The organism is Mycobacterium tuberculosis H37Rv (assembly GCF_000195955.2).
Taxonomy (GTDB): domain Bacteria; phylum Actinomycetota; class Actinomycetes; order Mycobacteriales; family Mycobacteriaceae; genus Mycobacterium; species Mycobacterium tuberculosis.
Window position 1 is genome coordinate 889,414 of record NC_000962.3, and the last position, 24,792, is coordinate 914,205.

A 24,792-nucleotide genomic window follows, 5' to 3' on the forward strand; every position below is an offset into this window, starting at 1 on the left:
CCGATCATCAGGGCCACCGCGAGGGCCCCGATGGTTTGCGGTGGGGTGTCGAGTCGATCTGCACACAGCTGACCGAGCTGGGTGTGCCGATCGCCCCATCGACCTACTACGACCACATCAACCGGGAGCCCAGCCGCCGCGAGCTGCGCGATGGCGAACTCAAGGAGCACATCAGCCGCGTCCACGCCGCCAACTACGGTGTTTACGGTGCCCGCAAAGTGTGGCTAACCCTGAACCGTGAGGGCATCGAGGTGGCCAGATGCACCGTCGAACGGCTGATGACCAAACTCGGCCTGTCCGGGACCACCCGCGGCAAAGCCCGCAGGACCACGATCGCTGATCCGGCCACAGCCCGTCCCGCCGATCTCGTCCAGCGCCGCTTCGGACCACCAGCACCTAACCGGCTGTGGGTAGCAGACCTCACCTATGTGTCGACCTGGGCAGGGTTCGCCTACGTGGCCTTTGTCACCGACGCCTACGCTCGCAGGATCCTGGGCTGGCGGGTCGCTTCCACGATGGCCACCTCCATGGTCCTCGACGCGATCGAGCAAGCCATCTGGACCCGCCAACAAGAAGGCGTACTCGACCTGAAAGACGTTATCCACCATACGGATAGGGGATCTCAGTACACATCGATCCGGTTCAGCGAGCGGCTCGCCGAGGCAGGCATCCAACCGTCGGTCGGAGCGGTCGGAAGCTCCTATGACAATGCACTAGCCGAGACGATCAACGGCCTATACAAGACCGAGCTGATCAAACCCGGCAAGCCCTGGCGGTCCATCGAGGATGTCGAGTTGGCCACCGCGCGCTGGGTCGACTGGTTCAACCATCGCCGCCTCTACCAGTACTGCGGCGACGTCCCGCCGGTCGAACTCGAGGCTGCCTACTACGCTCAACGCCAGAGACCAGCCGCCGGCTGAGGTCTCAGATCAGAGAGTCTCCGGACTCACCGGGGCGGTTCAGAGGCAACCACCATGGTTGTTGTTGGAACCGATGCGCACAAGTACAGCCACACCTTTGTGGCCACCGACGAAGTGGGTCGCCAACTCGGTGAGAAGACCGTCAAGGCCACCACGGCCGGGCACGCCACAGCCATCATGTGGGCCCGTGAACAGTTCGGCCTCGAGCTGATCTGGGGCATCGAGGACTGCCGCAACATGTCGGCGCGTCTGGAGCGTGACCTACTGGCGGCCGGCCAGCAGGTGGTGCGGGTACCCACCAAGCTGATGGCCCAGACCCGCAAGTCGGCGCGCAGTCGGGGCAAGTCGGATCCGATCGATGCGCTGGCGGTGGCGCGGGCGGTGATGCGTGAAACCGACCTACCCCTGGCCACCCACGACGAGACGTCGCGGGAGTTGAAGTTGTTGACTGACCGTCGAGATGTCCTTGTGGCCCAACGCACGTCGGCGATCAACCGGTTGCGCTGGCTCGTCCATGAACTCGATCCCGAGCGGGCACCGGCAGCACGCTCGCTCGATGCCGCCAAGCACCAGCAGGCCCTGCGGACCTGGCTGGACACCCAGCCAGGATTGGTCGCCGAACTCGCGCGCGCCGAGCTGACCGACATCATCCGGCTCACCGGCGAGATCAACACCCTAGCCCAGCGCATCAGCGCCCGAGTCCACCAGGTCGCCCCCGCACTGCTGGAAATCCCTGGCTGCGCGGAGCTGACTGCAGCCAAAATCGTCGGCGAAGCCGCCGGAGTGACCCGGTTCAAAAGCGAAGCCGCCTTCGCCTGCCATGCCGCAGTGGCTCCCATCCCGGTGTGGTCGGGCAACACCGCCGGCCAGATGCGGCTCAGCCGCTCGGGCAACCGCCAGCTCAACGCCGCCCTACACCGCATCGCACTGACCCAAATCCGGATGACCGACAGCCGGGGCCAGGCCTACTACCAAAGGCTGCAAGACGCCGGGAAAACCAAACGCGCAGCACTACGCTGCCTCAAACGCCGCCTAGCCCGCACCGTCTTCCAGGCCCTGCGCACCGTCCACCAGCCCAGCTCCGAACACACCCAACCCGCGGCCGCTTGCCATAGGAGCTATTGCTCGCGCTCGTGCCTTAGTGGCTGAGCGCGACCGACGCCTCGGCGGTGTAGCAAAGGAACGTCAGCGTCTCCTGCAGGTAGAGGCGCACGGTGTCCGTGTCGTGGCTGGCGTACCCGATTGCAACGTCGGTGCCCAGCTGTAGGTCGAAGTCGCCGCCTCGAGTGGTCAGCACGAACGCGCCGTCGATGGCCGGGGCCCAAATGATGTCCCCGTCCACCAGCCGGTTCAGATGCTCACGGATGGGATAGCCGTGATCGGAAGTCTCGCTAACCTTGGTGTAGACGTCAGCAGAGAGCAACACCGAATACGGTCCGTCCACACCGGCCAACCGCAGTTCGGACAATGCCTGGGAGATGACATCAGGGATTTCACGGGGATCCTCGGGCAACGTCAGCGCCGGGTTCGAACTCGCGCTGCGGATCCCTTCGATTGATGCGGCGCTGTAGCCTTCGAATATTGTGCGGTCCTCGACGAAGGCCAGCTTCTTGGCCGCCTCCTTTACCGGTTCCCAATCGGAGTCCTTAGAGCCACGTTCCACGTCGTCGATCTCGTTGCGCGACAGGGTAAACGGAACCCGTAGCCGGACAAGGGGTTTGCTGGCCCGCAGGTGGGCGATCACGCCGTTGGTTGGTGCCTTAACATCGATCAGCCGGCCGGTGCTGACCGCCGCGGTGACGGGCCCCCCGGGATCACTGACATCGACCACCCGGCGCCCGGCGATGTGTCGCTTGAACGTCCGCGCCGCCTCCAATTCGATTTCCGCCCAAGCGGCTTCGGTGACCGGTGCCAAATCGCGGTAGAGATTGTTCATCGGGGGCTTCCTTTCAAGCTGCCGATCGATAGCGACCCGGCTGCCAGAGTTGGCGTCGCCGCCTGCGGTAGGGGCGGTGGATGGTCGAGAAAGTCGATGGTGGGTGAGAAGAACAGTCCGCCGGTCACCGCGGTGGAAAAGTCAAGCACTCGATCGGTGTTGCCTGCCGGATCGCCGAGAAACATGTTGCGCAGCATCTGCTCGGTCACCGTTGGCGTGCGCGAATATCCGATGAAGTAAGTGCCGTACTCGCCCTTGCCGACTTCGCCGAACGGCATGTTGTGTCGCACGATCTTGCGCTCGGTGCCGTCGTCGTCGGTGATGACGTTGAGCGCTACGTGTGAATTGGCTGGCTTCGCGTTGTCGTCGAGTTCGATGTCGTCGAGCTTGGTCCGGCCGATCACACGCTCCTGCTCGGTGACCGAGAGGGATTCCCACGAGGCCATATCGTGCACATACTTCTGCACGTGCACATAACACGAGCCGGCGAAATTTCGATCCTCGTCACCGATCGTGGTGGCCTTGATGGCGATTGGGCCACTTGGGTTTTCGGTGCCATCGACAAAGCCCAGCAGATCACGGTTGTCGAAAAACCGGAAGCCGTGCACTTCGTCGACAACGGTCACCGCATCGCCCATCGACTTGAGAATGCGGCCAGCCAACTCGAAGCACACGTCCATGGTCTCGGCCCGGATGTGGAACAACAGATCGCCGGGAGTTGCCGGGGCGGTATGCCGTGGTCCGGTCAGCTCGACGAACGGATGCAGCTCGGTGGGTCGAGGTCCGGCGAACAAGCGGTCCCAGGCGTCGGACCCGATCGAGACGACCACGGACAAGTGTTTGGTCGGGTCACGGAAGCCGATCGCACGCACCAGGCCGGAGATCTTCGACAGTGCGTCGTGCACCGTCGCCTCGCCGTCGGCGCCGATGGTGGCGACCAGGAAGATCGCGGCCGGAGTCAACGGCGCCAGAATCGGCTGCGGAGAGACAGCAGGCACAGCCACGACCCTAACGTCCCTGCAATACCGGTGATGCTAGACATGGCTACATGGCGGCCACGGCACACGGCCTGTGCGAATTCATCGACGCGTCCCCGTCGCCGTTTCACGTCTGCGCGACGGTGGCGGGACGGCTGCTCGGCGCCGGATACCGCGAGCTGCGCGAAGCGGATCGCTGGCCGGACAAACCGGGCCGGTACTTCACCGTCCGGGCTGGCTCGCTGGTGGCGTGGAACGCCGAGCAGAGCGGGCACACGCAGGTCCCATTCCGGATCGTCGGCGCGCACACCGACAGCCCCAATCTGCGGGTCAAGCAGCATCCGGACAGGCTCGTCGCCGGCTGGCACGTGGTGGCGCTGCAACCGTATGGGGGAGTTTGGCTGCACTCCTGGCTGGATCGCGATCTGGGCATCAGCGGGCGGCTATCGGTGCGTGACGGTACCGGGGTCAGCCACCGGCTGGTCCTGATCGACGACCCGATCCTGCGGGTGCCGCAGCTGGCGATTCACCTGGCCGAGGACCGCAAGTCGCTCACGCTCGATCCGCAACGACACATCAACGCTGTATGGGGCGTGGGAGAGCGGGTGGAGTCCTTTGTGGGGTACGTCGCTCAGCGCGCCGGGGTGGCGGCGGCCGACGTGCTGGCCGCGGACCTGATGACCCATGACTTGACCCCGTCGGCGCTGATCGGCGCTTCGGTCAACGGCACTGCCAGCCTGCTCAGCGCGCCGCGGCTGGACAACCAGGCCAGTTGCTATGCCGGGATGGAGGCACTGCTGGCCGTGGACGTGGACTCGGCGTCGAGCGGATTCGTGCCCGTGCTGGCGATTTTCGACCACGAGGAGGTGGGATCGGCCTCGGGCCACGGCGCACAGTCCGATCTGCTATCCAGCGTGCTCGAACGCATCGTGCTCGCGGCGGGCGGCACCCGGGAGGACTTCCTGCGCCGACTGACCACCTCGATGCTCGCCTCGGCCGACATGGCGCATGCGACGCACCCCAACTACCCGGACCGTCACGAGCCGAGCCACCCGATCGAAGTCAACGCGGGTCCGGTGCTCAAGGTGCACCCAAATCTGCGCTACGCCACCGACGGACGCACCGCGGCGGCGTTCGCACTGGCCTGCCAGCGCGCGGGAGTGCCTATGCAGCGTTACGAACATCGCGCCGATCTGCCGTGCGGGTCGACGATCGGGCCGTTGGCCGCGGCGCGCACCGGAATCCCCACGGTCGACGTCGGCGCCGCCCAGCTGGCGATGCACTCCGCGCGAGAGTTGATGGGCGCTCACGACGTAGCCGCCTATTCGGCGGCACTGCAAGCGTTTCTTTCCGCCGAGCTATCCGAGGCATAGGGTCGGGCGGTATGGCACTCAAGGTAGAGATGGTCACTTTCGACTGCAGCGACCCTGCGAAGCTTGCCGGCTGGTGGGCCGAGCAGTTCGATGGCACGACGCGTGAACTGCTGCCCGGCGAATTCGTCGTGGTCGCCCGGACCGATGGACCGCGGTTGGGATTCCAGAAGGTGCCCGATCCCGCCCCTGGGAAAAACCGCGTGCACCTCGACTTCACGACCAAGGACCTGGATGCCGAGGTGTTGCGCCTGGTCGCCGCCGGAGCCAGTGAGGTCGGGCGGCATCAGGTCGGCGAGAGCTTTCGCTGGGTGGTGCTGGCTGACCCCGAAGGCAACGCTTTTTGCGTGGCGGGTCAATAACGAGGCGGTTCCAAGGGGCCGAAAAGCGGCCGGCAGCGGTCGAACCCGTCCACCCGAACCTCAACAGTGCGATGGCGCTGCCAATCGTCGCGGGTCAGCCGGAATAACAGCGCCTCTGCCATAGCCCCTTCGCGTGCCACGCGATCTAGGCCGTTGTCGCGGTATCCGTTACGGCGGGATACCGCGATCGAGGCCGGGTTATCCACGAACGACCTCGACGTCGCGACCTGCGCCTCCAGCTCGGCAAACGCGAAATACAGTACAGCCGCCCGCATCTCGGTGCCGTAGCCGTGACCTTGGTAACGCAACCCGAGCCATGATCCAGAATCCACCTGACGGGTGATTGGGAAATCCTTGGAGCTCAGGGCCTGTACGCCTACGGCCCTACCGTCGACGAGGACGGCCAGCGGCAGCGACCAGTCATCCCGCTTGAACCCGGCCAGTTGCTGCCATAGGTGCGACAGCGTGTTGAACGGCAGGTCCTCGCGCGATGCTCGCGTCCACGGAACCGAAAACGGCATTCGGTCGGGGTCGTGGACTCCCTCCAGGATGGTGTCGATCAGCTGGTCGCACAACTCCTCGGTGGGCAGTTGCAACTGGAGCCGCGGCGTGGTGATGCGCAGGTCGAACAACGGCCAGTGACGAGACATGGTTCCATTTTGCGCACCACCATCCTGAGCGCCCGCCCCGATGTCAGCCCGACGGCTGATGCCACCGGGGTTCTTGCCGCGGGCATACCTATCCGTCGGCTTGTCCGTGTCAACGCGGCCGCAGCGCGATGGGGCCTAGCTAGACTGCCTCCGTGATGTCTCCGCTCGCCCGGACCCCGCGCAAAACGTCGGTGCTGGACACCGTCGAACACGCCGCGACCACACCCGACCAACCACAACCGTATGGTGAGCTGGGCCTCAAAGACGACGAGTACCGGCGGATTCGCCAGATCCTGGGCCGCCGGCCCACCGACACCGAGCTGGCCATGTACTCGGTGATGTGGAGCGAACACTGTTCGTACAAGTCCTCCAAGGTGCACCTGCGCTACTTCGGTGAGACCACCTCCGACGAGATGCGCGCGGCCATGCTGGCCGGCATCGGCGAGAACGCCGGCGTCGTCGACATCGGCGACGGCTGGGCGGTCACCTTCAAGGTGGAGTCACACAACCACCCGTCCTACGTCGAGCCCTACCAGGGCGCGGCCACCGGGGTGGGCGGCATCGTCCGCGACATCATGGCCATGGGCGCCCGACCGGTCGCCGTGATGGACCAGCTTCGGTTCGGCGCCGCCGACGCCCCCGATACCCGCCGCGTGCTCGACGGCGTGGTCCGCGGCATCGGCGGATACGGCAACTCCCTGGGCCTGCCCAACATTGGCGGAGAGACCGTCTTCGACCCGTGCTACGCCGGCAACCCCTTAGTGAACGCGTTGTGTGTCGGCGTATTACGGCAGGAGGACCTGCATTTGGCGTTCGCCTCCGGCGCCGGCAACAAGATCATCCTGTTTGGCGCGCGCACCGGGCTCGACGGTATCGGCGGGGTGTCGGTGCTGGCGTCGGACACCTTCGATGCCGAGGGATCCCGCAAGAAGCTGCCCTCGGTGCAGGTCGGCGACCCGTTCATGGAGAAGGTGCTCATCGAATGCTGTCTCGAGCTCTACGCGGGCGGCCTGGTGATCGGCATCCAAGACCTGGGCGGAGCCGGATTATCTTGTGCCACATCGGAGTTAGCATCCGCCGGTGATGGCGGAATGACGATCCAGCTGGACAGCGTCCCGCTGCGGGCCAAGGAGATGACGCCCGCCGAGGTGCTCTGCAGCGAATCGCAGGAGCGGATGTGCGCGGTGGTCTCCCCGAAGAACGTCGACGCATTCCTGGCGGTGTGCCGCAAGTGGGAGGTGCTGGCGACGGTGATCGGCGAGGTCACCGACGGCGACCGGCTGCAGATCACCTGGCACGGCGAGACGGTGGTCGACGTGCCGCCGCGCACCGTAGCTCACGAAGGTCCGGTATATCAGCGCCCGGTCGCCCGCCCCGATACGCAGGACGCGCTGAACGCCGACCGCTCGGCCAAGCTGTCACGGCCGGTCACCGGCGACGAGCTGCGCGCGACTTTGCTTGCGTTACTTGGCAGCCCGCACCTGTGCAGCCGCGCGTTCATCACCGAGCAGTACGACCGCTATGTGCGCGGCAACACGGTGCTCGCCGAGCACGCCGACGGCGGCATGCTGCGCATCGACGAGTCGACCGGCCGGGGCATCGCGGTATCGACCGACGCGTCGGGACGCTACACGCTGCTGGATCCCTACGCTGGCGCGCAACTCGCGTTGGCCGAGGCGTACCGCAACGTCGCCGTCACCGGCGCCACCCCGGTCGCGGTGACCAACTGCCTGAACTTCGGTTCCCCCGAGGACCCCGGCGTGATGTGGCAGTTCACGCAGGCGGTCCGCGGTCTGGCCGATGGCTGTGCGGACCTCGGGATTCCGGTGACCGGTGGCAACGTGAGTTTCTACAACCAAACCGGTTCGGCGGCAATCCTGCCCACGCCGGTGGTCGGGGTGCTCGGCGTCATCGACGATGTGCGTCGGCGCATCCCTACCGGCCTGGGCGCCGAGCCCGGGGAAACGTTGATGCTGTTGGGCGACACCCGCGACGAGTTCGACGGTTCCGTGTGGGCGCAGGTGACCGCAGACCACCTGGGTGGATTGCCGCCGGTAGTCGATCTGGCGCGGGAGAAGCTGCTGGCCGCGGTGCTGAGCTCGGCGTCGCGGGACGGGCTAGTGTCCGCGGCGCACGATCTGTCCGAGGGTGGGCTGGCCCAAGCCATCGTGGAATCGGCGTTAGCGGGTGAAACCGGTTGCCGCATAGTGCTTCCCGAAGGGGCTGACCCGTTTGTGCTGCTGTTCTCCGAGTCGGCGGGTCGGGTGCTGGTCGCGGTGCCACGCACCGAGGAGAGCCGGTTTCGCGGGATGTGTGAGGCGCGGGGACTTCCCGCGGTCCGCATCGGCGTCGTCGATCAAGGTTCGGACGCGGTTGAGGTGCAGGGCTTGTTCGCGGTGTCGTTGGCCGAACTGCGTGCGACATCCGAGGCGGTGTTGCCGCGATACTTCGGATGAGTCGGCTTCGCGCCCTGTCTTTGGCCGCCGGCCTGGTCGGCTGGAGTCTGGTCAGCCCGCGGCTGCCGGCGCCGTGGCGGATTCCGTTGCAGGCGGGGCTGGGGAGCGTGTTGGTGCTGGTTACTCGTGCGACGATGGGCCTTTGGCCGCCGCGGCTGTGGGCCGGGCTGCGGCTGGGCTGGGCCGCGGGGGCGGCGGCGGCGACCGCGATCGCGGCAACGACGCCGGTGCCGATGGTGCGGTTGTCGATGTCGGCTCGTGAGTTGCCGGCGTCGGTGCCGGTCTGGCTGGTATGGCACATACCTGGCGGCACGGTGTGGGCCGAGGAGGCCGCGTTTCGCGGGGCGCTGGCCACTATCGGTGCCCGGGCCTTCGGTCGGTCGGGTGGACGGATACTGCAGGCCGGCGCCTTTGGTTTGTCTCACATCGCCGACGCGCGCGCGACGGGCGAGCCGCTGGTGCTCACGGTGTTGGCCACCGGTATCGCCGGCTGGATGTTCGGTTGGCTGGCCGACCGGTCCGGCAGTCTGGCAGCACCGCTGCTGACGCACTTGGCCATCAACGAGGCCGGTGCGGTCGCCGCGGTGCTGGTCCAGCGGCGTTCTGGTATCTCGACTCGACTGTGATCGCGGGGTCGGGCCCCTGGTGATCGTGGAACGGCTCACAACAGCGCGGACCTGGTCGGCGGCGCCGCTATACTGATTGGTCACTGTCTAACCAATCAATGGAGAGGGTTGGCACCTCAGGTGCATAGACTTAGGGCCGCGGAGCATCCGCGGCCGGATTACGTTCTCTTACATATCAGCGACACTCATCTCATCGGGGGGGATCGTCGGCTCTACGGGGCGGTGGACGCCGACGACCGGCTGGGCGAACTGCTCGAACAGTTGAACCAATCCGGCCTTCGTCCCGATGCGATCGTCTTCACCGGCGATTTGGCCGATAAGGGCGAACCGGCGGCATACCGCAAGCTCCGAGGCCTGGTCGAGCCGTTCGCGGCGCAGTTGGGCGCCGAGCTCGTCTGGGTGATGGGTAACCACGACGACCGGGCCGAACTACGCAAATTCTTGCTGGACGAAGCGCCATCGATGGCGCCGCTAGACCGGGTGTGCATGATCGACGGTCTGCGCATCATCGTGTTGGATACCTCGGTACCCGGACATCATCACGGCGAAATCCGCGCGTCCCAATTGGGTTGGCTTGCTGAAGAGTTGGCCACGCCAGCGCCGGACGGCACCATTTTGGCGTTGCATCATCCGCCGATTCCGAGTGTTTTGGATATGGCCGTCACGGTGGAGCTGCGCGACCAGGCTGCGCTTGGGCGAGTGCTGCGGGGCACTGACGTTCGCGCCATTTTGGCCGGGCACCTGCACTACTCGACGAATGCCACCTTCGTCGGGATCCCAGTGTCGGTTGCCTCGGCGACTTGCTACACCCAGGACCTGACCGTCGCTGCTGGAGGAACGCGTGGCAGAGACGGCGCCCAAGGTTGCAACCTGGTGCACGTCTATCCGGACACCGTCGTGCATTCGGTGATTCCGCTGGGCGGCGGAGAAACGGTCGGCACCTTTGTCTCACCCGGGCAGGCGCGACGCAAAATCGCCGAGAGCGGCATTTTCATCGAACCGTCGCGTCGCGATTCGCTATTCAAGCACCCTCCGATGGTGCTGACGTCCTCGGCACCGCGAAGTCCCGTCGACTGACGTCCGCGGCGATCTTCTCCCAGGGAGCCGGTATCGGGAAATAGCGCTCCAGGAAACTGACGACTCGTTCTGCGCGCTGCGCTGCGGGGACTTCAGGAAAGCTACCGTCGTTGAGGCAGAAGAAATCGTATCCGCGGTGCTTCCGCAACTTAGGAAGTAGCCGAAGACCCGCATAGCTGGTGGTGTCGACATAGAGGACTTTAGCCTTTTCCTGCGGGACGGCGCGTCCGGTCATCAGCGCGTAATAGTGGTAGAACGAGTTGGTCACCGAGATGTCGGTGTCGGAGCGGAACGGGCTGGCCGCGGTGCGGGCGAATTCCTCCGGGAATTCCCGCTCCATCTCGATCAGCACACTCTTGCGCAACGGTACCGCGGTGTGCTCGAGATGACGGGTAATCACCTGCCCGAACCGGTCGAAGAGCAGCTGCCGGTTTACCCGGGCCGCGTTTTCAAAGCCACTACGCGCTGGGTTGTTGGCGCCGAGCCCGATCCGGGTCTTGGCTTCGATGAACCTGGTGACTCCACCGGGAGAGAAGAACATACTGGCCTTGAGCGGCCGGCCGAAGAACATGTCGTCGTTGGAGTACAAGAAGTGCTCGCTGAGCCCCGGGATGTGGTGCAGCTGGCTCTCCACCGCATGCGAGTTATAGGTCGGCAACGCGGAACGGTCGGAAAAGTGGTCCTCGGCGCGAACGATGGTGATTTTAGGATGTTCGGCCAACCATGGCGGCGGGGTTGAATCCGTCGCGATGAAGATGCGACGTATCCACGGAGCAAACATGTTCACCGACCGCAGCGCGTATTTCAACTCGTCGATTTGGCGGATCCGCGCTTCGGCGTCGTCGCCCTCGCCCACCACGTACTGCGACATTTGAGCCATGCGGCGCGCCCGGAACTCGGGGTCACTACCGTCCACCCAGGAGAACACCATGTCTATGTCGAACACGACGTCGCTGGCGTGCGGGGCAAACATCCCGTCAAGGGTCGGCCATTTGTACCCGTAGAGTTTGACATTTGTCGGCGTTATTTCGTTTCGGGGCAGCACTTTGCGGCTAAGCGAGTTTTCGACAGGGCAGCGGATCACCGTCTCCTCGTATACCCAGAATTGCAGTTCCACACCGAACGCCGGGCCGTAGCGAAATCCGCCCGGCGCGATCCGGCGTCGATACAACCGCACGACACGCGGGTCAACCAGCTGCGACAGCCCGTCGGTGGCGACCAAAACAGGAGAAAGGCCAGGCTCATCAATAGTTTTGGCGTACATCGGTTCGGTTGCACATGCGGCCGCAAGAGCGCGCTCGAGGCCGGCACGTAGTTCGATGTTGATGGCAAGCACCGGCCGGTTCTTGTGGTTTCGGATCAGTAGATAGGGAATATCAGCCCTGTTTAACACCTTTCGCAGAAAGACCAGATCTTCGATCTGGGCCTCCTGGGGGGTCAGGCCGGATTCCAGGCGGGCGATCTTGCCGCGCCGGGTAACGATGATGGGATTCACGGTGCGCTGAGCGGGCCGACCGCCGTCGCGCGAAGAGATTTTGGGCATCGGGTCACCGCCTTGGGAACTCAGGGAGAAATGATTAGGTCACCGAAAGAATCTCACAGATCGCGGGTCGGCGCAGGTTGACCGCGCTGGCGCGGGGTCCATACAGAATTGTGCGGTCAAGGCGATAACTCTTGCAAGACACCAGATCTAGCGATCTAAGAACATCGGCCGGAAACCTGGTTGTTGCGGCCGCGCCATGTCAAGTTCAGTTCGGAACTGGGCTCGCATACAACCCGATCCCAGTCTCAGCAGCGGCGCTTGGCCGCCATCTGGATGGATCCACCGATTCTTGAGACCCTAAGGTATGAGCGCTCGTGATCGAGTCGATCCGGCGAAGACTCGGCAGGTCGTGTTGGCCCTCGCGGACTGGTTGCGCGACGAAACGTTGCCAGCACCCGACACCGACGTGTTGGCGGCGGCGGTTCGGCTTACGGCGCGCACGCTCGCTGCGCTGGCCCCTGGCGCCAGCGTCGAAGTCCGGATCCCACCGTTTGCTGCGGTGCAGTGCATTTCTGGGCCCCGGCACACTCGCGGCACACCCCCCAACGTCGTGCAGACCGACCCACGGACCTGGCTCCTGGTGGCTACCGGGCTGTCGGGGGTGGCGCAGGCCCGGGGCAGTGGCGCGCTGCAGCTCTCCGGCTCGCGGGCCGGTGAGATCGAGGCCTGGTTGCCACTGGTGGATCTCGGCTGATTCCGGCGTGCTGAGCTGCGGCTATGGTGTGTGAGGGTGGCGCCGGGGTGCCCGACACGTAAGCCGAATTCGGCGGTGCAGACGTCGTGGCCGTAGACTCGGATTACGTCACCGACCGCGCCGCAGGGAGCCGCCAAACCGTGACCGGCCAGCAACCCGAGCAAGACCTGAACTCGCCCCGGGAAGAGTGCGGTGTCTTCGGGGTCTGGGCCCCGGGTGAAGACGTCGCCAAACTCACCTACTACGGCCTGTACGCGTTGCAGCATCGCGGCCAGGAAGCCGCCGGGATCGCCGTCGCCGACGGCTCCCAGGTGCTGGTCTTCAAAGACCTCGGCCTGGTCAGCCAGGTGTTCGACGAGCAGACGTTGGCGGCCATGCAGGGCCATGTCGCCATCGGGCACTGTCGTTACTCCACCACCGGGGACACGACGTGGGAGAACGCCCAGCCCGTGTTCCGCAACACCGCCGCTGGCACCGGTGTTGCGTTGGGCCACAACGGAAATCTGGTCAATGCCGCTGCCCTTGCCGCCCGCGCCCGCGACGCGGGGTTGATCGCCACCCGCTGCCCAGCCCCGGCGACGACGGACTCCGACATTCTGGGGGCGCTGCTGGCCCACGGTGCTGCCGATTCCACCCTCGAACAGGCGGCGCTGGACCTGCTGCCCACAGTGCGGGGAGCGTTCTGTCTGACGTTCATGGACGAAAACACGCTTTATGCGTGCCGCGACCCGTACGGGGTGCGCCCGCTATCGCTCGGGCGTTTGGACCGTGGCTGGGTGGTGGCCTCCGAAACGGCCGCACTCGACATCGTCGGCGCCTCGTTCGTCCGTGATATCGAACCGGGCGAATTGCTGGCTATCGACGCCGACGGGGTGCGGTCCACCCGCTTTGCCAACCCCACGCCCAAGGGCTGCGTATTCGAATACGTCTACCTGGCGCGGCCGGACAGTACGATCGCCGGCCGGTCGGTACACGCCGCGCGGGTGGAGATCGGTCGCCGACTGGCTCGGGAATGCCCGGTCGAGGCCGACTTGGTGATTGGTGTGCCGGAATCCGGCACACCCGCCGCGGTCGGCTACGCGCAGGAGTCCGGCGTTCCATATGGGCAGGGTCTGATGAAGAACGCCTATGTCGGGCGCACCTTCATCCAGCCGTCACAGACCATCCGTCAGCTCGGCATCCGGCTGAAGCTCAACCCGCTCAAAGAGGTGATCCGCGGCAAGCGGCTCATCGTCGTCGACGACTCGATCGTGCGGGGCAACACCCAGCGTGCGCTGGTACGCATGCTGCGCGAGGCCGGTGCGGTCGAATTGCATGTGCGCATCGCCTCGCCACCGGTGAAGTGGCCGTGCTTCTACGGTATCGACTTCCCCTCGCCGGCCGAGTTGATCGCCAACGCCGTGGAAAACGAGGACGAGATGCTGGAGGCGGTACGGCATGCCATCGGGGCCGACACGCTGGGATACATCTCGCTGCGGGGCATGGTCGCGGCGTCCGAGCAGCCCACGTCGCGGCTGTGCACCGCTTGCTTCGACGGCAAGTATCCAATAGAGCTGCCCCGCGAGACCGCGCTAGGCAAAAATGTCATCGAGCACATGCTCGCCAATGCGGCCCGCGGAGCCGCGCTGGGCGAACTCGCCGCCGACGACGAAGTCCCCGTTGGGCGCTGACAAAACGCACGCGCGGTAGCCTTTATCGCGATGACGGATCTCGCAAAAGGCCCCGGAAAAGACCCGGGTAGTCGGGGTATCACCTACGCGTCGGCCGGGGTCGACATCGAAGCCGGTGACCGCGCCATCGACCTGTTCAAGCCGCTCGCTTCGAAGGCCACCAGACCCGAAGTGCGCGGCGGGCTGGGGGGATTCGCCGGACTGTTCACTCTCCGCGGTGACTACCGCGAACCGGTGCTGGCGGCCTCCAGCGACGGCGTCGGCACCAAACTCGCGATCGCTCAGGCGATGGATAAGCACGACACGGTGGGCCTGGACCTGGTGGCGATGGTGGTCGATGACTTGGTGGTTTGCGGCGCCGAGCCGCTGTTCCTGTTGGATTACATCGCCGTCGGTCGGATCGTGCCGGAGCGACTCAGCGCGATCGTCGCCGGTATCGCCGATGGGTGCATGCGTGCCGGCTGTGCGCTGCTTGGCGGCGAGACCGCAGAACATCCGGGCCTGATCGAGCCCGATCACTACGATATCTCTGCCACCGGCGTCGGCGTCGTCGAGGCGGACAATGTGCTGGGTCCCGACCGGGTCAAACCCGGCGACGTCATCATCGCGATGGGCTCGTCGGGTCTGCATTCCAATGGGTACTCGCTGGTCCGCAAGGTGTTGCTGGAGATCGACCGGATGAATCTGGCCGGTCATGTGGAGGAGTTCGGTCGCACCTTGGGCGAAGAGTTATTGGAGCCGACTCGCATCTACGCCAAAGACTGTTTGGCCTTGGCCGCCGAAACCCGTGTCCGGACGTTTTGCCACGTCACCGGCGGCGGGCTCGCCGGCAACCTGCAACGGGTCATCCCGCATGGCCTCATCGCCGAGGTCGACCGCGGCACCTGGACACCCGCGCCGGTATTCACCATGATTGCCCAGCGCGGCCGGGTCAGGCGCACAGAGATGGAGAAGACGTTCAACATGGGTGTCGGCATGATCGCCGTCGTTGCCCCCGAAGACACGACGCGCGCCCTGGCCGTCCTGACCGCGCGGCACCTGGACTGCTGGGTATTGGGAACCGTCTGCAAAGGCGGAAAACAAGGCCCGCGGGCAAAACTGGTTGGGCAGCACCCGAGATTCTAAGAACCAGACCTAACCGGGTCTAATGAGGTCAACGCCACGCCGATGGGAACCGAATCGGCACCGTGCGGGGGGCAGCTCCGTGGTGCTAGCGCCGCCAGTCGTCCTCATCGTTCCACGAGTCGTCGTCCGACGGGCCGTCGCCGTCCAGTCGGTCGGTACCGGTACCTGACAGCTCACGCTGAAGCCGCTGGAAGTCGGTCTGCGGGGAGCTGTATTTCAATTCTCGAGCAACCTTGGTCTGCTTTGCCTTAGCCCGGCCGCGGCCCATGGGGGAACCCCCTCGCGAAATAACGGAGCGGCCTAACGAGTAGGCGGCTCCGATCTCTGGTGTCGTTTATTGTCCTGCCGACAGTTTACCGTGCCGCCCGGTCGGGCGCGGGGCGGCCTGCCCGCCGTTACGGAGGGCACGGGTAATCACCGAATACCGCCGCGCAGCCGCTCGACGGCCCGCCGTCCGGCGCCCACATCGTCGGCGGGCGGCAGCGAGTCGACGTCGATCACCGCGGCAACCTCGGCTTCCGGACCGGTTACCAGGGCGGTGTCGCCCGGCAGACCCCGTTTGAGCAGGGCCAGTGCCACCGGCCCTAGCTCTACGTGCTCGACCACCGTTCCCAGTCGTCCCACCGTGCGACCGCCGGCCAGCACCGCATCGCCCGTCGACGGCCGCTGCACTGACTCGTCCAGATGCAACAACACCAGCATCCGGGGTGGTCTACCCAGGTTGTGCACCCGTGCGACGGTCTCTTGCCCTCGGTAACAGCCCTTGTTCAGGTGGACGGCTCCGGCGCCGGGGCCACCGATCCAACCCACTTCGTGAGGGATGGTGCGTTCATCGGTGTCAACGCCCAGCCGCGGGCGCCTAGCCGGCACCCGGTGAGCCACTCGATGGGCTTCATAGGCCCAGATGCCGGCCGGGCGCACACCCGCCTGAGTCAGGCGACGCTGCCAGTCGGCACGATCGCCGCGCTTCACCACCACGTCCAGTTCGATTTGGCCCGCTAGGCCGTCGGGCATCCGGCGGACAATCCCGCCGCCGGCAAGCGGCACGGCCAGCCACTCAGCGGGCAAGACATCTAGACCCAGCGCGTCGAGCACTCGTTCCTCAGCCAGCCGCGGCCCCAATAGCGACAACACCGCCATATCAGCGGCACGAGGAGTGACCATCGACCAAAAAACCATCTTGCGCAAATAGGCCAGCAGCGGTTCACCCCGCCACGGCTCGGTATCGAGATAGGTCGTGCCACCCAGCTCGGTCTGTATCCAGTGATCCTCAACTCGGCCTTGTCCGTCCAGGCTGAGATTTTGGGTGCTGGCGCCCTCAGGCAGGTCGCTGACGTGTTGTGTGGAGATGCTGTGCAGCCAGGTTTGCCGATCGCCACCGTCGAGGGTGAGCACGGCGCGGTGCGAGCGATCCACCAGCACGGCATCGGCTTGCCCCGCGCGTTGCTCGCCCAGCGGGTCGCCGTAATGCCAGATCGCACCCGCGTCGGGTCCGGGGTCTGGGGCAGGGACTGCGGCCACACAACAACTCTACGAAAAGCCGCGCTCGGCCTCGTTGACCAGCGTGCAGCTAGGCTGCAGGGACATGTTGAGGCAGACGGGCGTGGTGGTCACGCTTGACGGTGAGATCCTGCAGCCGGGTATGCCGCTGCTGCACGCCGATGATCTTGCCGCTGTGCGGGGGGATGGCGTTTTCGAGACACTGCTGGTGCGCGACGGCCGAGCCTGTCTGGTTGAAGCGCACCTGCAGCGGCTGACCCAATCAGCCAGGTTGATGGACCTTCCCGAACCGGATCTCCCCAGGTGGCGCCGCGCGGTCGAGGTGGCAACGCAGCGGTGGGTGGCTAGCACCGCTGACGAGGGCGCGCTGCGCTTGATCTACAGTCGCGGTCGGGAGGGCGGCTCGGCGCCGACGGCCTATGTCATGGTCAGTCCGGTCCCGGCGCGAGTTATCGGGGCCCGCCGCGATGGTGTGTCGGCGATCACGCTGGACCGCGGTTTGCCGGCTGACGGTGGCGACGCCATGCCGTGGCTGATAGCCAGCGCCAAAACACTGTCCTATGCGGTGAACATGGCCGTCCTGCGTCATGCCGCCCGGCAGGGCGCCGGCGACGTCATCTTCGTCAGCACGGACGGCTACGTCCTGGAAGGCCCTCGCTCGACGGTGGTGATCGCCACCGACGGTGACCAAGGGGGCGGGAACCCCTGCTTGCTGACGCCGCCTCCGTGGTATCCAATCCTGCGGGGAACCACGCAACAAGCGCTCTTCGAAGTGGCCCGCGCGAAAGGCTACGACTGCGACTACCGTGCCCTACGCGTCGCCGATCTCTTCGATTCCCAAGGTATTTGGTTGGTATCGAGCATGACTCTGGCCGCCCGCGTACACACCCTGGACGGGCGGCGATTACCCCGCACCCCGATCGCTGAGGTGTTTGCCGAATTGGTGGACGCCGCTATTGTCAGCGACCGGTGATACGGCAACCTCTGTTGTGGTCAGCGCCGGCCATACCGCTCGCCGTTATCCGACGAACCGGGACAACCGCGCCGACAGATGTGGTACCAGCCCGCCGTCGGCATCGACGCGTTCCTCGACGTAGGCCAGGTCGCCACCTTCGACGATGCCGTAGAGTCGTTTGGCGCCGCCGACCAGAACGCCAGACCGACTGCGGGCCAGCGCATCGGTCACCAACTCCCACGAGGACTGGGTGCGCGGCCGCCCGTAGAACAGTTCGACATAACCGGCCGAATGCGCCAATAGCAACTCGATCGCCTGAGACTCGCTCGGATCGTACGGGTCGGCGACGAACCGCCAGAATCCCGCTTCTCGTAAGCCTGGTTCCTGGTAGTCGCCCGTGGCGGTGAGCCGCCAGGACCGGGATTCCCAATTCAGATAGTCGCCGCCGTCGTGTGACACAACGATCTGCTGGCCGAACCGGTAGTCGCCGTCGGGTCCGCGGCCCTCGCCTTCGCCGCGCCACACGCCGACCAGTGGCAGCAGCGCCAGCAGTGCATTGTTCAGGTCGGCACCTTCGCGCAGGTTTGCGGTATCTGCGGGAACCGGCAAATCGTCGAAGGCAGGGATATTGCGCGCGGCGGTCGCCTTGGCCCGCTCGACGGCAGCGGCGACCGCACGGTCGCCGGAGCCCGCAGCATGGACGCCGCCGGCCCCGGTCGCATCCGAGCCCGCGCCGGAACTCACGACTCGTCGGTAACGAGCCGGTACAGCGTGTACAGCGCGAACCAGGAGATAACCACGGTCGCCAAGACCAGCATGATCTCGAAGAACAGCACCACGGGGACGAGTGTATGCGGCCGCGGCCGCTTCCGTGGCCCTGGCTCGTCTGGGCCTGATTGGGGCCGGTCAGGTGATCTTGACGTCTACCTCGTGGATGCCCGCGCCCGAGGGCTGCACCACCGCGTCGCCGTTGCCGGCCGCCGACAGCGCGCGCAGCGTCCAGGATCCGGGCGCGGCGAAGAACCGGAAATCGCCGGTGGCCGACGCGACGACCTCCGCGGTGAACTCGTCGGAGGAGTCCAGCAGCCGCACGAACGCGCCGCCCACGGCCTGGCCGTCACCGTCCACTACGCGGCCGGTGATCACCGTTTCTTTTTCCAGGTCGACGCTGGCCGGCAATGTCAGTCCTTGCTTGGGTCCAGAGCACATATCAGCTTCCCAACTCGATCGGGGCGCCCACCAGGGAGCCGTATTCTGTCCAACTGCCGTCGTAGTTCTTGACGTTTTGGTGTCCGAGTAATTCCCGCAACACGAACCAGGTGTGCGAGGACCGTTCCCCGATTCGGCAGTAGGCAATCGTTTCCTTGCTGTTGTCTAGGCCGGCGTCGGCGTAAAGCTTGGCCAACTCCTCATCGGACTTGAAGGTGCCGTCCTCGTTGGCGGCCCTGCTCCACGGCACGTTGATGGCACCAGGAATGTGTCCGGGCCGCTGGCTTTGTTCCTGCGGCAGGTGCGCGGGGGCCAGGATCTTGCCGGAGAACTCGTCGGGAGAGCGCACGTCGATGAGGTTCTTGACGTTGATGGCCGCCAGGACCTCGTCGCGGAATGCCCGAATCGTGTTATCCGGCGGGGAGGCGGTGTAGGAGGTCACCGGCCGGCTGACCGGGTCGCTGGACAGCGGGCGTCCGTCGAGCTCCCACTTCTTGCGGCCGCCGTCGAGCAACTTGACCTTCTCATGGCCGTAGAGCTTGAAATACCAGTACGCGTAGGCGGCGAACCAATTGTTGTTGCCGCCGTACAGGATCACCGTGTCCTCGTTGGCGATGCCACGCTCGGACAGCAGCTTGGAGAATTGCTGGGCGTCGACGAAGTCACGTTTGACCGGATCCTGCAGGTCGGTGCGCCAGTCCAACTTGATCGCGCCGGCAATATGGTCACGGTCATATGCACTGGTGTCCTCGTCCACTTCGACGAAAACGACCTTCGGCGCGTGCAGATTGCTCTCAGCCCAGTCGGCGGAGACCAGGACATCGCAGCGTGCCATGGCGGGAATCCTTTCGCATAGTTCGGTGACCAGCGTGGTCAACTGGTTAGGCGGGACGGGGAGTGTTACTGCTTGACTGCTCCTTGGGACGTCTGTTGCACAGAAACGGCGGGCGACACGCTACGGTGGGGCTCCTAGGCTGCTCTAAGTGCTGCGCGGACGTGCGCGGCTACTCAGCAGCTACAGCAACAGCAACAACCCGCTAGGCGGCACAGATCAACTGCGCGACGCTTGGTGAGCATGGGCTCGATGCGGGCTGACACGTCGGACAGCTTACCCAATCGCATAGTGCTCAAGCCAACAGTGGTTTCAGGGCAGAGCGCAGGTCGGCGGCCTTGGGGACCCCGGAGGTCCGGTAGCGCTGTCGCCCGTCGACATCGAAGATCAACGTGGTGGGCAGCGAAAGCACCGAAAATCGCCGCGCTGCCTGCGGGTTGGAGTCCAGGTCGACCTCGATGTGAGCAACATCTCCCAGATCGGCGCAGACGTCGCCGACCCCTCGGCGTACCCGGTCGCAGGGCGCACACCCTGGGGCCCTGAAATGCACGACGGTCGGCCCGGCCCCGGACAGGCCCAGTTCCGCGGTGCGCGCCGGAGCCGCCGGTGTCGTTTCCGGACCAACCTCCCGCAGGATCACTGACCGCCGGGTCAGCAACCACCGGGCAATGGTCGCCAGCGCACCTGTAGCAACGGAAGCGACGATCATGGTCGTCATGACTGTTTGAACTCGTCGAGCGAGATCGTTACTCCCCGGGTAATGCCTTCGATGATGACGTCCGATCCGCGCGCCCCCACGGTGTTTGGCACCACCCCGAACGGCAGCTTCTGGTTGGGCAGCTTGCTGGCGAAGGCGTGCAGCACCGCATCCCGCTTGTCATCCGGAACCGGTTGGTCCGCGGTGTCGGGTCCGGTCACGACGGCGGTGGGGGTGATAACCAAGGTCGCGCGGTCGTCCGAGGCAACGGACAGGTCCACCAAGACGCTGACCCGGTGAGCGAAGTTGGCCGATATGGGCGTGCCGCTGAACACCAGCCCGCGGCTGCCAGATATCCCGGACTCGGTAGTGCCGCCGGTGGCGTCGTTGCTCTCCTGACGGGGCGCGGCGACCATAAGGTCGCTAATGCCCAGGTAGCGGCCCAGGTGCATGGAGTCGATGATGATGCGACTCTCCAGCTCGCCGACCGGGAGCTTGGCATCGGGCCTGATCAGCCAGGACGCGTAGGACAAGTCGATCGAATGCATAGTGGCCTCCAGAGTGGCCGTGCCACTTCCGGCGTGCTCCACGGCAAATGCCTTGATTTCTAGCTCCGCGTAGTGTTCCCGCATCGCCTGCGGGATGAATGGGAACCGCAGGATGGCGACGAACGGGTCTGACCTCAGGTTTGCCGCTTTGCGCACAGTGGTCGACAGCCGGTACTCGGCATAGATGCTGGCCCCGAAATCGGCGCCGACGGCGCCCACGATGAGAACGGCCACGACGATCGCCGCCCCGGTCACCCCGACCAGCACCTTGCGCATCGGCATATTGTCGCCCAGCGCTCGAGCCCGTCCCGGAGCGCCTCGTCAGGCGGCACGTTATCGTTAGATGAGCTGCCGCTACCGTCACATGGCGCGATGAACTGGGAGACGCCTTTCCCACGACGCTGGAGGGGCTTGTTGGAGTTATTACTGCTGACCTCGGAGCTGTATCCGGATCCGGTCCTGCCGGCGCTGTCGCTGCTGCCCCACACCGTGCGGACGGCGCCGGCCGAGGCGTCTTCGTTGCTGGAGGCGGGAAACGCAGACGCTGTGCTCGTCGACGCGCGCAACGACCTGTCGTCCGGGCGAGGCCTGTGCCGCCTGTTGAGCTCGACCGGCCGGTCGATCCCGGTACTGGCGGTGGTGAGCGAAGGCGGGCTGGTGGCGGTCAGCGCTGACTGGGGGCTGGACGAGATCCTGCTGCTCAGCACCGGGCCCGCTGAGATCGACGCCAGACTGCGGCTGGTGGTTGGCCGGCGCGGAGATCTGGCTGACCAGGAGAGTCTGGGCAAGGTGAGCCTGGGCGAGCTGGTGATCGACGAAGGCACCTACACCGCCCGGCTGCGTGGCCGCCCGCTGGATCTCACCTACAAAGAGTTCGAGCTGCTGAAATACCTGGCGCAGCATGCCGGCCGGGTGTTCACTCGGGCGCAGCTGCTGCACGAAGTATGGGGGTATGACTTCTTCGGGGGCACCCGGACTGTTGATGTGCACGTGCGGCGGTTGCGGGCCAAACTCGGCCCCGAGCATGAAGCGCTGATCGGCACGGTGCGCAACGTCGGATACAAAGCTGTTCGGCCGGCGCGCGGCCGACCGCCGGCCGCGGACCCCGACGACGAAGACGCCGATCCCGGCCGGGATGGTATGCAAGAACCACTGGTCGACCCGTTGCGCAGTCAGTGACGGCGCTTGACTGGCGCTCCGCTCTGACCGCCGACGAGCAGCGCAGCGTGCGTGCACTGGTCACGGCGACAACAGCAGTCGATGGGGTAGCACCCGTGGGTGAACAGGTGCTGCGGGAACTGGGCCAGCAACGCACCGAGCATCTGCTGGTGGCCGGTTCGCGACCGGGCGGCCCGATCATCGGCTACCTCAACCTCAGCCCACCCCGGGGCGCGGGTGGTGCGATGGCGGAGTTGGTGGTGCATCCGCAGTCTCGACGGCGCGGTATCGGCACCGCCATGGCCCGCGCGGCATTGGCCAAGACCGCCGGCCGCAACCAGTTCTGGGCGCACGGCACGCTGGATCCCGCTCGGGCGACCGCGTCCGCGCTGGGTCTGGTCGGCGTCCGCGAACTGATCCAGATGCGACGCCCGCTGCGTGATATCCCCGAACCGACGATCCCCGACGGGGTGGTGATCCGCACCTACGCGGGCACGTCCGACGACGCTGAGCTACTCCGGGTCAACAACGCCGCGTTCGCCGGACACCCGGAACAGGGTGGGTGGACCGCGGTCCAGCTTGCCGAGCGGCGTGGCGAGGCGTGGTTCGATCCAGACGGCCTGATCTTGGCCTTCGGTGATTCGCCACGTGAACGGCCTGGCCGGTTGCTGGGTTTCCATTGGACCAAAGTGCATCCCGATCACCCGGGATTGGGCGAGGTGTACGTGCTGGGCGTCGATCCGGCGGCGCAGCGCCGCGGTCTCGGCCAGATGTTGACGTCGATCGGTATCGTCTCGCTGGCCCGTCGGCTGGGCGGTCGGAAGACCCTCGACCCTGCGGTCGAACCCGCCGTGCTGCTCTACGTGGAGTCGGACAATGTGGCGGCCGTGCGAACCTACCAGAGCCTGGGCTTCACCACCTACAGCGTCGATACCGCCTACGCGCTGGCTGGCACGGATAACTGACCGAAGATGTTCCCCCCCAAGAAGTCGTAAGCAGGAGCTTAAGTGGCCAAGCGGTTGGACCTCACGGACGTCAACATCTACTACGGGTCATTTCATGCGGTCGCTGATGTGTCGCTGGCGATTCTGCCCCGCAGCGTCACGGCGTTCATCGGTCCCTCGGGCTGCGGCAAGACGACGGTGCTGCGCACCTTGAACCGGATGCATGAGGTCATCCCCGGAGCTCGAGTCGAGGGTGCCGTACTGCTCGATGATCAAGATATCTACGCCCCCGGTATCGACCCGGTCGGTGTCCGCCGGGCAATCGGGATGGTGTTTCAGCGGCCGAATCCATTCCCCGCCATGTCGATTCGCAACAATGTGGTTGCCGGCCTGAAGCTGCAGGGTGTGCGCAATCGCAAGGTGCTCGACGATACGGCCGAATCCTCGCTGCGCGGCGCAAACCTGTGGGACGAGGTCAAGGATCGACTGGATAAACCCGGCGGCGGATTGTCTGGGGGGCAGCAGCAGCGGTTGTGCATCGCACGGGCAATCGCCGTGCAACCCGACGTGTTGCTGATGGACGAGCCCTGCTCCTCGCTGGACCCAATCTCCACCATGGCCATCGAAGACCTGATCAGCGAGCTCAAGCAGCAGTACACCATCGTCATCGTCACCCATAACATGCAGCAGGCTGCCCGGGTGAGTGATCAGACGGCATTCTTCAACCTGGAAGCGGTGGGAAAGCCGGGGCGGCTGGTAGAGATCGCCAGCACCGAGAAAATCTTCTCCAACCCGAACCAGAAGGCCACCGAGGACTACATCTCCGGGCGCTTCGGCTAGGCCCGATGCCCTCGATGGCCAGGCTGGCGTCACCGCGGGTGGATGTTTGCTCGGCCTAGGGAAAGGCGCCGGTCGCCTGGAAGATCACGCGTCGTGCCACTTCCACGGCGTGGTCGGCAAAGCGCTCGTAGAATCGGCTCAGCAACGTCACGTCGACGGCGGCCGCCACTCCGTGCTTCCATTCGCGGTCCATCAGCACGGTGAACAAATGCCGGTGCAGGTCGTCCATCGCGTCGTCTTCTTCGCGGATCTGGGCGGCCTTTTCCGGGTCGTGCGACAACACGACCTCTTGGGCACTGTTGCCCAATTCGACTGCAACTCTTCCCATTTCGGCAAAATAACCGTTGACCTCTTCGGGCAGCGCGTGCTGTGGATGCCGACGGCGGGCGATCTTGGCGACATGCAGCGCCAACGCCCCCATCCGGTCGATGTCAGCCACCATCTGGATGGCGCTCACAATGGCTCTGAGGTCACCGGCGACCGGTGCCTGCAACGCCAGAAGAACGAATGCACTCTCCTCGGCCCGGGCGCTTAGCGTCGCGATCTTTTCGTGGTCGGAGATCACTTGCTCGGCCAGCACGAGATCGGCCTGCAGCAAGGCTTGGGTGGCCCGCTCCATGGCGATGCCTGCTAGCCCGCACATTTCCCCGAGACGCTCGGATAATTCCGAGAGTTGCTCATGGTAGGCGGTCCGCATGTGCTA

25 protein-coding genes and 5 other annotated features (2 of these 30 cut by a window edge) are annotated in these 24,792 nt (G+C 65.4%); of the genes, 13 read left to right on the top strand and 12 right to left on the bottom strand.

Going from position 1 to position 24,792, the window contains the following annotated elements; all coding sequences use genetic code 11:
- Positions 1-962, top strand: a mobile genetic element (IS6110-1, len: 1355 nt. Insertion sequence IS6110.); it begins 393 nt to the left of the window's first position.
- Positions 1-920: a sequence feature (similar to insertion sequence element IS986/IS6110 transposase; Putative transposase for IS6110. Identical to many other M. tuberculosis IS6110 transposase subunits. The transposase described here may be made by a frame shifting mechanism during translation, the sequence UUUUAAAG maybe responsible for such a frameshifting event (see McAdam et al., 1990).), on the top strand (it extends 342 nt beyond the left edge of the window). Its footprint overlaps the feature before it by 1,262 nt.
- Positions 935-962, bottom strand: a repeat region (28 bp inverted repeat at the right end of IS6110,TGAACCGCCCCGGTGAGTCCGGAGACTC). Its footprint lies within the feature at positions 1-962.
- Positions 963-966 (top strand) — a repeat region (4 bp direct repeat: GAGG, at the left end of IS6110).
- An 8-nt stretch (positions 967-974) separates the two neighbouring features.
- Positions 975-2,066 (top strand) — a mobile genetic element (IS1547-1, len: 1092 nt. Insertion sequence IS1547.).
- Positions 975-2,069, top strand: coding sequence for an insertion sequence element IS1547 transposase (locus tag Rv0797; protein ID NP_215312.1), 1,095 nt, complete (start codon positions 975-977; stop codon positions 2,067-2,069). (Overlaps the previous feature by 1,092 nt.)
- On the opposite strand, the gene cfp29 is transcribed toward Rv0797, so the two are convergent.
- Both cfp29 and Rv0799c read right to left on the bottom strand, forming a co-directional pair.
- Positions 2,059-2,856 carry a hypothetical protein gene (gene cfp29, locus Rv0798c; RefSeq protein ID NP_215313.1) on the bottom strand — a complete coding sequence of 266 codons (798 nt, stop codon included), beginning with the start codon at positions 2,854-2,856 and terminating at the stop codon, positions 2,059-2,061. The genes Rv0797 and cfp29 overlap by 11 nt on opposite strands.
- Positions 2,853-3,860: a hypothetical protein gene (locus Rv0799c; protein NP_215314.1), complete on the bottom strand. Its 1,008-nt coding sequence runs from the start codon at positions 3,858-3,860 to the stop codon at positions 2,853-2,855. Before Rv0799c ends, cfp29 begins: the two co-directional genes overlap by 4 nt.
- Before the next feature lie 44 nt (positions 3,861-3,904).
- Here Rv0799c and pepC point away from each other — a divergent pair, with 44 nt between their 5' ends.
- Positions 3,905-5,206, top strand: coding sequence for a M18 family aminopeptidase (pepC, locus tag Rv0800; RefSeq protein ID NP_215315.1), 1,302 nt, complete (start codon positions 3,905-3,907; stop codon positions 5,204-5,206).
- Positions 5,207-5,217: 11 nt separating this feature from the next.
- On the top strand, positions 5,218-5,565 hold the full coding sequence (locus Rv0801) for a hypothetical protein (protein ID NP_215316.1): 348 nt from the start codon (positions 5,218-5,220) through the stop codon (positions 5,563-5,565).
- Here the strand turns inward: Rv0801 and Rv0802c are convergent.
- Positions 5,559-6,215, bottom strand: a complete 657-nt coding sequence (locus Rv0802c) for a succinyl-CoA transferase (protein NP_215317.1) — start codon at positions 6,213-6,215, stop codon at positions 5,559-5,561. The two genes, Rv0801 and Rv0802c, sit on opposite strands and share 7 nt — an antisense overlap.
- Before the next feature lie 191 nt (positions 6,216-6,406).
- Here Rv0802c and purL point away from each other — a divergent pair, with 191 nt between their 5' ends.
- From purL to Rv0805, 3 genes are all read left to right on the top strand, one after another.
- Positions 6,407-8,671: a phosphoribosylformylglycinamidine synthase 2 gene (gene purL, locus Rv0803; protein ID NP_215318.1), complete on the top strand. Its 2,265-nt coding sequence runs from the start codon at positions 6,407-6,409 to the stop codon at positions 8,669-8,671.
- On the top strand, positions 8,668-9,297 hold the full coding sequence (locus Rv0804; RefSeq protein NP_215319.1) for a hypothetical protein: 630 nt from the start codon (positions 8,668-8,670) through the stop codon (positions 9,295-9,297). Before purL ends, Rv0804 begins: the two co-directional genes overlap by 4 nt.
- A 120-nt stretch (positions 9,298-9,417) precedes the next feature.
- Positions 9,418-10,374, top strand: coding sequence for a 3',5'-cyclic adenosine monophosphate phosphodiesterase CpdA (locus tag Rv0805; protein NP_215320.1), 957 nt, complete (start codon positions 9,418-9,420; stop codon positions 10,372-10,374).
- Here Rv0805 and cpsY read toward each other — a convergent pair.
- Complete coding sequence (cpsY, locus tag Rv0806c) at positions 10,319-11,917, bottom strand: exopolysaccharide phosphotransferase CpsY (protein NP_215321.1); 1,599 nt, start codon at positions 11,915-11,917, stop codon at positions 10,319-10,321. The two genes, Rv0805 and cpsY, sit on opposite strands and share 56 nt — an antisense overlap.
- A gap of 304 nt (positions 11,918-12,221) precedes the next feature.
- Here cpsY and Rv0807 point away from each other — a divergent pair, with 304 nt between their 5' ends.
- The 3 genes from Rv0807 (at position 12,222) to purM (ending at position 15,406) form a co-directional block, all read left to right on the top strand.
- Positions 12,222-12,611: a hypothetical protein gene (locus Rv0807; protein ID NP_215322.1), complete on the top strand. Its 390-nt coding sequence runs from the start codon at positions 12,222-12,224 to the stop codon at positions 12,609-12,611.
- A gap of 86 nt (positions 12,612-12,697) precedes the next feature.
- Positions 12,698-14,281: an amidophosphoribosyltransferase gene (purF, locus tag Rv0808; RefSeq protein NP_215323.1), complete on the top strand. Its 1,584-nt coding sequence runs from the start codon at positions 12,698-12,700 to the stop codon at positions 14,279-14,281.
- 30 nt (positions 14,282-14,311) lie between these two features.
- Complete coding sequence (gene purM / locus Rv0809; protein NP_215324.1) at positions 14,312-15,406, top strand: phosphoribosylformylglycinamidine cyclo-ligase PurM; 1,095 nt, start codon at positions 14,312-14,314, stop codon at positions 15,404-15,406.
- An 85-nt stretch (positions 15,407-15,491) separates the two neighbouring features.
- On the opposite strand, the gene Rv0810c is transcribed toward purM, so the two are convergent.
- Together Rv0810c and Rv0811c are read right to left on the bottom strand one after the other, a co-directional pair.
- Positions 15,492-15,674 (bottom strand): hypothetical protein, encoded by a 183-nt coding sequence (locus tag Rv0810c; RefSeq protein ID NP_215325.1) that lies wholly within the window; start codon positions 15,672-15,674, stop codon positions 15,492-15,494.
- A 146-nt stretch (positions 15,675-15,820) separates the two neighbouring features.
- Positions 15,821-16,927, bottom strand: coding sequence for a hypothetical protein (locus tag Rv0811c; RefSeq protein NP_215326.1), 1,107 nt, complete (start codon positions 16,925-16,927; stop codon positions 15,821-15,823).
- An 82-nt stretch (positions 16,928-17,009) separates the two neighbouring features.
- Here Rv0811c and Rv0812 point away from each other — a divergent pair, with 82 nt between their 5' ends.
- Positions 17,010-17,879, top strand: coding sequence for a 4-amino-4-deoxychorismate lyase (locus tag Rv0812; RefSeq protein ID YP_177757.1), 870 nt, complete (start codon positions 17,010-17,012; stop codon positions 17,877-17,879).
- A 45-nt stretch (positions 17,880-17,924) separates the two neighbouring features.
- On the opposite strand, the gene Rv0813c is transcribed toward Rv0812, so the two are convergent.
- From Rv0813c to Rv0817c, 5 genes are all read right to left on the bottom strand, one after another.
- A complete protein-coding gene (locus Rv0813c) occupies positions 17,925-18,605 on the bottom strand; it encodes a hypothetical protein (protein NP_215328.1) in 681 nt (226 codons plus the stop codon).
- Positions 18,606-18,767: 162 nt separating this feature from the next.
- Entirely contained in the window at positions 18,768-19,070 is a 303-nt protein-coding gene (locus Rv0814c; RefSeq protein ID NP_215329.1) for a hypothetical protein, read from the bottom strand.
- A 1-nt stretch (position 19,071) separates the two neighbouring features.
- Entirely contained in the window at positions 19,072-19,905 is an 834-nt protein-coding gene (cysA2, locus tag Rv0815c) for a thiosulfate sulfurtransferase CysA (RefSeq protein NP_215330.1), read from the bottom strand.
- A gap of 292 nt (positions 19,906-20,197) precedes the next feature.
- Positions 20,198-20,620 carry a thioredoxin ThiX gene (gene thiX / locus Rv0816c; RefSeq protein ID NP_215331.1) on the bottom strand — a complete coding sequence of 141 codons (423 nt, stop codon included), beginning with the start codon at positions 20,618-20,620 and terminating at the stop codon, positions 20,198-20,200.
- Positions 20,617-21,429 carry a hypothetical protein gene (locus tag Rv0817c; protein NP_215332.1) on the bottom strand — a complete coding sequence of 271 codons (813 nt, stop codon included), beginning with the start codon at positions 21,427-21,429 and terminating at the stop codon, positions 20,617-20,619. The genes thiX and Rv0817c overlap by 4 nt, the downstream gene beginning before the upstream one ends.
- A gap of 129 nt (positions 21,430-21,558) precedes the next feature.
- Here Rv0817c and Rv0818 point away from each other — a divergent pair, with 129 nt between their 5' ends.
- The 3 genes from Rv0818 to phoT are packed head-to-tail and all read left to right on the top strand — an operon-like array spanning position 21,559 to position 24,089.
- Positions 21,559-22,326, top strand: a complete 768-nt coding sequence (locus Rv0818; RefSeq protein ID NP_215333.1) for a transcriptional regulator — start codon at positions 21,559-21,561, stop codon at positions 22,324-22,326.
- Positions 22,323-23,270: a mycothiol acetyltransferase gene (gene mshD, locus Rv0819; protein ID NP_215334.1), complete on the top strand. Its 948-nt coding sequence runs from the start codon at positions 22,323-22,325 to the stop codon at positions 23,268-23,270. Before Rv0818 ends, mshD begins: the two co-directional genes overlap by 4 nt.
- Before the next feature lie 42 nt (positions 23,271-23,312).
- Positions 23,313-24,089 (top strand): phosphate ABC transporter ATP-binding protein PhoT, encoded by a 777-nt coding sequence (gene phoT, locus Rv0820; protein NP_215335.1) that lies wholly within the window; start codon positions 23,313-23,315, stop codon positions 24,087-24,089.
- 55 nt (positions 24,090-24,144) lie between these two features.
- Here the strand turns inward: phoT and phoY2 are convergent, their stop codons facing one another.
- Positions 24,145-24,786 carry a phosphate-transport system transcriptional regulator PhoY2 gene (gene phoY2 / locus Rv0821c; RefSeq protein ID NP_215336.1) on the bottom strand — a complete coding sequence of 214 codons (642 nt, stop codon included), beginning with the start codon at positions 24,784-24,786 and terminating at the stop codon, positions 24,145-24,147.
- Positions 24,787-24,792: the final 6 nt, after the last annotated feature.

Excerpts from the sequence above, each read along its gene's own strand:
- Rv0797 (NP_215312.1), top strand. The coding sequence starts at position 975 with ATGGTTGTTGTTGGAACCGATGCGCACAAGTACAGCCACACCTTTGTG.
- cfp29 (NP_215313.1), bottom strand. The coding sequence starts at position 2,856 with ATGAACAATCTCTACCGCGATTTGGCACCGGTCACCGAAGCCGCTTGG.
- pepC (NP_215315.1), top strand. The coding sequence starts at position 3,905 with ATGGCGGCCACGGCACACGGCCTGTGCGAATTCATCGACGCGTCCCCG.
- Rv0801 (NP_215316.1), top strand. The coding sequence starts at position 5,218 with ATGGCACTCAAGGTAGAGATGGTCACTTTCGACTGCAGCGACCCTGCG.
- Rv0802c (NP_215317.1), bottom strand. The coding sequence starts at position 6,215 with ATGTCTCGTCACTGGCCGTTGTTCGACCTGCGCATCACCACGCCGCGG.
- Rv0804 (NP_215319.1), top strand. The coding sequence starts at position 8,668 with ATGAGTCGGCTTCGCGCCCTGTCTTTGGCCGCCGGCCTGGTCGGCTGG.
- cpsY (NP_215321.1), bottom strand. The coding sequence starts at position 11,917 with ATGCCCAAAATCTCTTCGCGCGACGGCGGTCGGCCCGCTCAGCGCACC.
- Rv0807 (NP_215322.1), top strand. The coding sequence starts at position 12,222 with ATGAGCGCTCGTGATCGAGTCGATCCGGCGAAGACTCGGCAGGTCGTG.
- purM (NP_215324.1), top strand. The coding sequence starts at position 14,312 with ATGACGGATCTCGCAAAAGGCCCCGGAAAAGACCCGGGTAGTCGGGGT.
- Rv0810c (NP_215325.1), bottom strand. The coding sequence starts at position 15,674 with ATGGGCCGCGGCCGGGCTAAGGCAAAGCAGACCAAGGTTGCTCGAGAA.
- Rv0814c (NP_215329.1), bottom strand. The coding sequence starts at position 19,070 with ATGTGCTCTGGACCCAAGCAAGGACTGACATTGCCGGCCAGCGTCGAC.
- cysA2 (NP_215330.1), bottom strand. The coding sequence starts at position 19,905 with ATGGCACGCTGCGATGTCCTGGTCTCCGCCGACTGGGCTGAGAGCAAT.
- thiX (NP_215331.1), bottom strand. The coding sequence starts at position 20,620 with ATGACGACCATGATCGTCGCTTCCGTTGCTACAGGTGCGCTGGCGACC.
- Rv0817c (NP_215332.1), bottom strand. The coding sequence starts at position 21,429 with ATGCCGATGCGCAAGGTGCTGGTCGGGGTGACCGGGGCGGCGATCGTC.
- phoY2 (NP_215336.1), bottom strand. The coding sequence starts at position 24,786 with ATGCGGACCGCCTACCATGAGCAACTCTCGGAATTATCCGAGCGTCTC.